The organism is uncultured Propionibacterium sp. (genome assembly GCF_963539965.1).
GTDB lineage: Bacteria > Actinomycetota > Actinomycetes > Propionibacteriales > Propionibacteriaceae > Propionibacterium.
In genome coordinates this window covers 1-6,165 of the sequence record NZ_CAUTOU010000094.1, presented here as the reverse complement: position 1 = coordinate 6,165, position 6,165 = coordinate 1, and the positions used below count along the sequence as shown (strand labels likewise).

The 6,165-nt window shown below is 74.5% G+C and carries 7 protein-coding genes and 1 riboswitch; of the genes, 2 read left to right on the top strand and 5 right to left on the bottom strand.

Annotated elements, in window-relative coordinates; all coding sequences use genetic code 11:
- Positions 1 to 1,012: ABC transporter permease subunit (locus R2N01_RS10820; RefSeq protein WP_316671075.1), on the top strand; the 1,012-nt coding region annotated here is incomplete at its 5' end.
- A 9-nt stretch (positions 1,013 to 1,021) separates the two neighbouring features.
- A complete protein-coding gene (locus R2N01_RS10815) occupies positions 1,022 to 1,801 on the top strand; it encodes a phosphate ABC transporter ATP-binding protein (RefSeq protein WP_316671073.1) in 780 nt (259 codons plus the stop codon).
- Here R2N01_RS10815 and R2N01_RS10810 read toward each other — a convergent pair.
- The 5 genes from R2N01_RS10810 to R2N01_RS10790 all read right to left on the bottom strand — a co-directional run.
- Positions 1,777 to 2,457, bottom strand: coding sequence for a TenA family protein (locus tag R2N01_RS10810; protein ID WP_316671070.1), 681 nt, complete (start codon positions 2,455 to 2,457; stop codon positions 1,777 to 1,779). The genes R2N01_RS10815 and R2N01_RS10810 overlap by 25 nt on opposite strands.
- The gene (thiD, locus tag R2N01_RS10805) at positions 2,457 to 3,257 is read right to left on the bottom strand and encodes a bifunctional hydroxymethylpyrimidine kinase/phosphomethylpyrimidine kinase (RefSeq protein WP_316671068.1); all 801 of its coding nucleotides are present in this window, start codon (positions 3,255 to 3,257) and stop codon (positions 2,457 to 2,459) included. The genes R2N01_RS10810 and thiD overlap by 1 nt, the downstream gene beginning before the upstream one ends.
- Positions 3,254 to 3,913 carry a thiamine phosphate synthase gene (gene thiE, locus R2N01_RS10800; protein WP_316671065.1) on the bottom strand — a complete coding sequence of 220 codons (660 nt, stop codon included), beginning with the start codon at positions 3,911 to 3,913 and terminating at the stop codon, positions 3,254 to 3,256. Before thiE ends, thiD begins: the two co-directional genes overlap by 4 nt.
- The gene (gene thiM, locus R2N01_RS10795) at positions 3,910 to 4,710 is read right to left on the bottom strand and encodes a hydroxyethylthiazole kinase (RefSeq protein ID WP_316671062.1); all 801 of its coding nucleotides are present in this window, start codon (positions 4,708 to 4,710) and stop codon (positions 3,910 to 3,912) included. The genes thiE and thiM overlap by 4 nt, the downstream gene beginning before the upstream one ends.
- A riboswitch (TPP riboswitch) is annotated at positions 4,700 to 4,789 on the bottom strand. Its footprint overlaps the gene before it by 11 nt.
- 186 nt (positions 4,790 to 4,975) lie before the next feature.
- On the bottom strand, positions 4,976 to 6,165 hold a 1,190-nt coding region (locus R2N01_RS10790; protein WP_316671061.1), incomplete at its 5' end, for a glycoside hydrolase family 3 N-terminal domain-containing protein.

The window sequence follows — 6,165 nt, the reverse complement described above, 5'->3', positions numbered from 1 at the left end:
CGCGGGCGGCCGTGCACGGCGGCTCGCCGCCCTGGAGCGCGTCCTCGAGGGATCGCTCACCGCCAACCGCCTGCCCCGCTGGGCCGGCGCCGTGCTGGCGCCCGCCTGCCTGCTCGTCGCCGCCCTGCTCCAGGTCCTGTCGGCCGGCGGGAGCCCGCTCGGCGTGCTCGCCGGCGGTGTCTTCGCGTATCTGCTCGTCCACCCCCTCGTCGTACTGGCCGTCGAGGGGGCGCGCAGCGCAGTGGGGGCCGGCTGCCACGACCTGTGCGCGGTGGCCTTCGGGCTGACGGCGCTGCCGCTGGTCGCACTGCTGGTGCGAGCAGTCCCCGCCGCGGCCGCCGACCCCGGCGAATTCCTCGCCTCCCCCGTGGTGGACGCCGTGGGCGGGACCGCGGCGACCATCGTCATCGCGACCGCCGTCTCGGTGCCCGTCGGGCTGGCCTGCGCCGTGTGGTCCTCCGAGTACGCGAGCCGCCGCAGCGCCCGCATCGCCTCGTCCCTGGCGGACGCCGCGGTCTCGGTCCCCTCCCTCGTCGCGGGCCTGCTCGTCCTCATGCTGTTCATCCTGGTGGCCGGCCCGGCCCGCGCCCCCGGGCGCGCGGGAGCCGTGATCGCACTGTGCGCCCTGATGATCCCGTACATCATGCGCGGCGCCACCGGCATGCTCGGCCTCGTGCCCACCGCCCTGCGCGAGCAGGGGCTGGCGCTCGGCGCTCAGAAGCGGTCGGTCATCCTGCGCGTGGTGCTGCCGGCCGCCTCGGCCGGCCTGGTCTCGTCGGCCGTCCTGGCCGTCTCCCGGGCGATCGGCGCCGCCTCGCTCATGCTCGTCGTGGCCGGCCCGGCCGAACGCCCCGCCCTGAACAGCCTGCCGGTCTGGATCACCGGCCGGTTCACGGCCGGCAGTGCGTCCGGTCGGTGGGCGGGCGCACTGTGGCTGGTCGCCATCGTCGTCGTGCTGGACCTGGTCGCCCGGGCCGTCCCGGCGCGCCTCGGCCCGAAGGACGGCACGTGAGGAGCCCCGATGGCCCGACGCATTGAACTGAGGCATCTGAGCGTCCGCTACGGCGATCTCCTGGCAGTGCAGGACGTGAGCATGACGATCGAGCCGCGCTCGGTGACGGCCCTCATCGGCCCGTCCGGCTGCGGCAAGTCGACGATGCTGCGCGCCATGAACCGCATGCTCGAGCTCATCCCGAGCGCCCGCGTCCAGGGGCGCGTGCTCCTGGACGGCACGAACGTCTACGGCCGCGCGGTCGACCCGGTGCGGGTGCGCCGCAGCATCGGCATGGTCTACCAGCAGCCGAATCCCTTCCCCACCATGTCGATCCGCGACAACGTACTGGCCGGCGTCCGCCTGTCCGATCGCCGCATCGGGCGGGACCGGGCCGACGCCCTCGTCGAGTCGAGCCTGCGCAGCACGAACCTGTGGGAGGAGGTCAGCCGGCGGCTGGGCGAGCCGGCGACCGGCCTGTCGGGCGGCCAGCAGCGCCGCCTGTGCATCGCCCGGGCGATCGCCGTCGAGCCCGAGGTGCTGCTGCTGGACGAGCCCTGCTCGGCGCTCGACCCCATCTCGACGGCGACCATCGAGGGGCTCATCGGGCGTCTGCGCGAGGACCGCACGGTGGTCATCGTCACCCACAACATGCAGCAGGCGGCCAGGGTCAGCGAGCGCACGGCGTTCTTCAGCACCGACGGTCCCGGCACGCCCGGCCGCCTGGTGGAGTACGACGACACCGCGACGGTCTTCTCGAACCCCCGCCACCAGCAGACCGAGGACTACATCACCGGCCGCCTGGGCTGAGCGGTCCGGCCCCGGACCGGCCAGCCCTCCATCCGCCAGGCCGCGTCCCAGAACATCCACTCGTAGCGGCTGGCCTGCTCGTAGGCCGCGAGCATGCGCTCGCGCAGCGGCCCGCCGCCTGCCGCAGCCTCGCGGTCGACGATGGCGCGCACCCTCAGGGTCTGCTCGGCGAAAGCGGGATCGGCGTAGGCGCCGATCCAGTCGCCGTAGGGGTGGGCGGACGGGTCACCGGCCACGGCCAGCAGCGAGGCGCCCACGTCCTGGTAGATCCAGAAGCACGGCAGTACCGCGGCGGCGAGGACCCCGTACTCGCCGAACCGCCGGGCCAGCAGGAAGGACGTGTAGGCCGCACAACTGGGCGAGGCGGCGGCGCCGGCCGCAAGGTCGACGTGCTGGGCGTGCAGGGACCGCTCCACGACGATGGCGTCCCGGGCGCGCTCCGCCCAGAAGACGAGCTCGTCGGGGTCGGTCGCCAGGGCGGCGGCCCCGGCCAGCACGCGGGCGTACTGGCCCAGGTAGAGCGCGTCCTGGCCCAGGTAGTAGCCGAAGCGCTCCCCCGTCAGGGAGCCGTCGGCCAGGGCCCTGATGAAGGGCAGCTCGTCGATCGCGGCCCTGATCGGCGCGGTGCGCTCCCATGCCCGTTCCGTGAACGTCATCAGGGCGTCTCCTTCGGCCACAGCGCGTGGAAGTGGTGGACGGGGCCGTGGCCGTGGCCGACCCCCAGCTCGTCGGCGGCGGCGATGGCGCCCGTCACGTAGTCCTTCGCCTGCTTCGCGGCCTCCGCCCAGCCGTCCCGGCGGGGCCGCAGCGCGGCGATGGCCGACGACAGGGTGCAGCCGGTGCCGTGCGTGTTCACCGTGGGGACGCGGCGCCCGTCCAGCAGCACCGGGCCGTTCTCGTCGACGTAGACGTCGGTGGCCCCCTCGTCCAGGTGCCCGCCCTTGACGAGCGCCCGCCGCACCCCGATGCCGCGCAGGGCGCAGGCCTGCTCGACGAGCCCGTCCACGTCGGTGGCCGGCGCCCGGTCGAGCAGGACGGCGGTCTCGGGCAGGTTCGGTGTGATGAGATCGGCGACGGCGCACAGCCGGCGCACCTGCTCGACCGCGTCCGCATCGAGCAGGGCGTCGCCGCTGGTGGCGACCATGACCGGGTCGAGGACGGTGTTCGCCAGCCGGGGCAGGTAGTCGCCGACGGCCCGGGCCAGCTCGGCGGTGGCGAGCATGCCGATCTTGGTGGCGTCCGGCACGACGTCGGCCAGGAGCACGTCGAGCTGGGCGCGCACGAAGTCGACGGGGACGGCGTGCACGCCGGCGACGCCCCGGGTGGACTGGGCGGTCAGCGCCGTGATGACGGCCATGCCGTAGGCGCCGTTGGCGCTGAAGGACTTCAGATCGGCCTGGATGCCGGCCCCGCCGCTGGGATCGGACCCGGCGATGGACAGCGCGGTGACGGTCATCGCAGGCCCTCCCGCCACGCGGCGAGCAGCTCGGCGGCGGCGGCCCGCGGATCGGGCGCGCAGCAGATGGCCGAGACGACGGCCCCGCCGGCCAGGCCGGCCGAGGCGAGCGGTGCCATGTCGACGGTCTTGACCCCGCCGATGGCCACGGCGGGCAGTTCGACCAGGGCGGCGACACGGGCGACCTCGGCGACGCCGACGCCGTCGGGGATGTCGGTCTTCGTGGCGGTGGTGTGCACCGGCCCGATGCCGAGATGATCGCAGGCGCCGCCCACGGCGGCCGCCCTGACCTCGTCGGCGGTGCGGGCTGACAGGCCGAGGAAGGCGTCCCCGCCGATCAGCTCGCGCACGACGCCCACCGGCAGATCGGACTGGCCGACGTGGACGCCGGCCACGGCCGCGCCATCGGCCCGGGCCGCCAGGAAGACGTCGACGCGGTCGTTGACGATGACGGGCACGAGCCCGCCGACGGCCTCGCAGACCTCGAGCACCTGCCTCAGGAAGGGGCCGCCGTCGGCGCCCTTGGCGCGCAGCTGCACGCAGGTGGCGCCGCCGTCGACGGCCGCGACGACCGTCTCGAGGACGCTGCGGCCGGCCGAGGCGCACTGGGCTTCGTCGGTGACCAGGTACAGGCTCAGATCGGGTGCCGGCCTCATGACAGCGCGATCCGGTCGAGATCGGCGCCGCTCAGGCCGTGGAGGGCATCGAGGAAGGCCGGCTGGAAGGAGCCCGGGCCCGAGGAGTTCTCCGCGGCGATCTCGGCCGCCGCCGAGTAGACGGCGTGACAGGCCACGACCGAGTCGAAGGCGTCGACCCCGGCGGCGCGCCCGGCCGCGAGGAAGGCGGCGATGACGGCGCCGAGGGCGCAGCCGCCGCCGGTGACGAGGGTGAGCATGGCCGAGCCGCCGCCGACGCGCGCGACGCGATCGGCCGAGACGATGGCGTCGGTGGGCCCGGAGACGGCCACGACGGAGCCGAAGCGCTCGGCGATCGAGCGGGCGGCGCCGAGCGCGGACTCGACCTCGTCGGAGCTCTCGACTCCCCGTCCCCCGGGGCCGAGGCCGGCCAGGGCGATGATCTCGGAGGCATTGCCCCGCACGGCCGTCGGCCGTCTCTTGACGAGCTGGTGGGCCAGTGCGGTGCGCTGTATGAGCCGGCCGATCGCCACCGGGTCGAGGACCCACGGGGTGCCGGCCCGGCCGGCGGCCACGGCGGCGTCCATGGAGGCGCCGCGCTGCTCGGGACCGGGGGTGCCGACGTTGATGAGCTGCCCGTCGGCCGCGGCGGCGAACGGTCCGGCCTCGCCGATGATGTCGACCATGGCCGGCGCCGCGCCGAGGGCGAGCAGGACGTTGGCGGTGAAATTGGTGACCACCGAGTTGGTGATGCACCCGACCAGGGGCGCCGCGGCCCTCACCTGGTCGAGTACGGTGCGTGCGGTCGCGTGAGACATGCGACATCCCTTCGTCAGTGCTAACTGGACAGGTTCAGCGGGTGTGATCTCAGCCTTCTGGGCACCCCGTGCCACGCCGAACGTTACCAGCCGGCGCCGATCCCGGGGTCGGGCACCGCCCCGGCGGGCGCCGCTCCCGCGAACACCGCCCCGCCATCCGGCGGCCTCCCGGACCGCTCCGTCTGCGCGCACCGCAGCATCGGCCGGCACCGCGGCGCGTCCGCAGGCCCGGTGCCCGCACGCGAGGGGCCGTGGCGGCGGAGCATCAGCTGCAGCTGATGACGCCCGCCCGCTGCTTCAGGGAGAGCACGCGCGAGGCCTTGTCGGTGATCCGGGCGGCGAACTCCCGGTCGGACTGGGCCGCCGTGATCGTGTTCTGCACCATCGAGTTGACGGTGGACGGGTCGACGTCGAGCGCCAGGTCCCCGCCGGCCCGCAGGAAGAGCGTGCCGCGTTCGGCGGCCGGGTAGTCCTCGAGCGCGACTGCGGAGCCGAGATCGTCGGAGACGACGACACCGCCGTAGCCGATCCTGTTGCGCAGCAGATCGGTGATGATCGTGGAGGAGAACACCGCCGGGCCGCCGGGATCGATCTGCTGGTAGATGGCCGAGCCGATCATCACCGAGTCGGTGCTGCCCGACAGGTCGGCGAAGACCCTGACCGCGTCGCTGTCGGCGGTGGTGGTGCTGTCGGTCGCCGCGGCGTAGTCGGTATTGGCCGTCACAGCGCCCAGGCCCGGGAAGTGCTTGATGCTGGTGAGCACGTCCGAGTCGTGCATGCCCGCGATTGCGGCGCCCGCATCGGCGGTGACATCGGCGGCCGTCTGGCCGTAGCCGCGGCCGAGCTGGCCGATCGGCTGGTTCGCCGAGGCCATGTCGGCGGTGACGACATCCGCGACGGGCGCCAGGTTGTAGTCGACGCCGGCCCGGTCGAGCTCGCCGGCCCAGCCGGCCCAGTCGCTGCGGATCCGGTCGGCGGACTGACCGGCCTGCTCGGCCGCCGACGGGATCCGGGTGAAGCCGCTGCCGTTCAGGCGCGTCACCTCGCCGCCCTCCTGGTCGACCGAGATGAGGACGTCCGGGTCCTGTGCGCGCAGGGCGCCGGTCAGGGCGGCGGCGGCGTTCATCGAACCGGGGTCGGTCATGAGGATGACCGAGCCGACCATCTGCTGGCCGAGCTCGTTGGCGGCGGCGCTGGGGGCGGCCTGCGTGATGGCGCCCATGTAGAGCGTCTGCACCTGGGCGGACAGGCTCATCGAGGAGGCCTTGGCCGAGCACGCCGCGTCGGGCGAGGCGGTGCTGGACGCACTGGCCGGTGTCCGCGTGCTGGGCCCGGCGACGCTCGTCGCGCCGGTCGGGGACGGCTCGCCGCTGCCCGAGCCCCAGGGCCCCATCGAGCAGCCCGCGACGGTCATGACCAGCAGGGCCGCGCCGACCAGGCCGGTCGCGCCGCGCC